Source organism: Aliterella sp. E5.1 (assembly GCF_057473825.1).
The window spans coordinates 1-1,559 of record NZ_JBYCCV010000321.1 but is presented as its reverse complement, the minus strand read 5'-3'; the positions used below and the strand labels follow the sequence as shown (position 1 = coordinate 1,559).

At 36.1% G+C, this 1,559-nt stretch carries 2 protein-coding genes; both read left to right on the top strand.

Going from position 1 to position 1,559, the window contains the following annotated elements:
* The coding region (locus AC2VE5_RS26790; protein WP_486890582.1) for a glycosyltransferase at nucleotides 1-855 on the top strand (855 nt) is incomplete at its 5' end.
* A gap of 8 nt (nucleotides 856-863) precedes the next feature.
* Nucleotides 864-1,559 (top strand): PIG-L deacetylase family protein (locus AC2VE5_RS26785; protein ID WP_486890581.1); only part of this gene is annotated, 696 nt, incomplete at its 3' end.

Genomic DNA, 1,559 nt, shown 5'->3' with positions numbered 1-1,559 from the left:
CATTTAAATCAAGACTGTATAAAGATTATGCATATTGATACTGCTCATACTCTTTTTCAAAATGCTGCTGAGTGTAACAGACTTCTACAACTGCAGCAAAGAAAAGGAGTTACTCTAAAAGCGCGAAGATACGAGGTGCCAAATCTAGCTATCGAACATGCTGACTGCGCTACCATCCTTGGGAATAAGTTTACAATCAGTACCTTCAAGTATGCAAAAAAACCGCTTTATAGAATTCCAATTTCTACTCCTTTACTTTTTCCTTGGCCACACAAAAAGAATTTTGAAGTCTGCCGAAAAAAATTTCTATGGTTTTCAAGTGGTGGTTTAGTCCTTAAGGGATTAGATTTACTCTTAGACACTTTTTCAGAAATGCCAGAGTACGATTTAACTATCTGTGGACCAGTAAAGAACGAAAAAGATTTTGAGCAGGCATTTTATAAAGAGCTTTATGAAACTCCTAATATTCATACACTGGGATGGATTGATGTTGAGAGTTCTAAATTTATAGAAATTGCAAACAGCTGCATTAGTGTTATCCATCCATCTTGCTCAGAAGGAGGTGGCGGAAGCGTCATTGGCTGTATGCATGCAGGTCTTATTCCAATTGTTAGTTATGAAGCAAGTGTAGACATAGAAGATGAATTTGGTATTCTCTTAAGAAATTTCTCTGTTGATGAGATCAAGAAATCAATCAAAGCAGTTTCTGATTTTTCCACTCAGGAGTTAAAGCTTATGTCAAAAAGAGCTTGGGAGTTTGCAAGAAAAAACCATACACAAGAAAGTTTTGCCCAAAAGTATAGGGAGTTTGCTGAAAAAATTACAACTATAGACTTGTCCTTAAAATCGAATTAGTTATCACTATGGCTACCAAATACTTTTATAATCTTCGAATAGCCTTTGGCGGGGGAATAAGATCATTAACTTCTTACATATTTTCGCTCTTGATTATATACTTCAGAAGTCAAGAGTGCAAAATTAGCAATAAAAAAGCACTGATATTTTCTCCCCACCAAGATGATGAAGCTTTAGGATGTGGTGGCACAATAGCCCTAAAGAGATCACTAGGAGTACCTGTAAAAGTTGTTTACCTAACTGACGGACGGCATAGCAGACCGCCATGGATAAATTCAAAAGAAATTATTGAGATCCGCAAACAAGAAGCTTTGGTGGCTTTGCATATATTAGGAGTGGACTCTTCAGAAGCTTATTTTCTCAATCAAGTAGATGGAAGTCTAGAATTTCTTTCTGGCGAGCAACGTCAACAAATTACTAATCAATTGGCTCAACTTATTGGTTCATTTACACCTGAGGAGATTTATATTCCTCATGGAAACGATTGTCATAAAGATCATGAAGAAACTTATAAGCTGGTTCTTGATGCAGTCGTTAAATCTAAACTTCAAGTAGAAGTATTTCAGTATCCGATATGGATTTTTTGGCAAAGTCCGACTTCACTTAACTTAAGTTTAAAAGGCATTGAAAATGCATACAGAGTAGCTATTAATTCTGCCCAAGATACTAAAACAAGAGCCATCCATGCTTATCGTTCTCAAGAC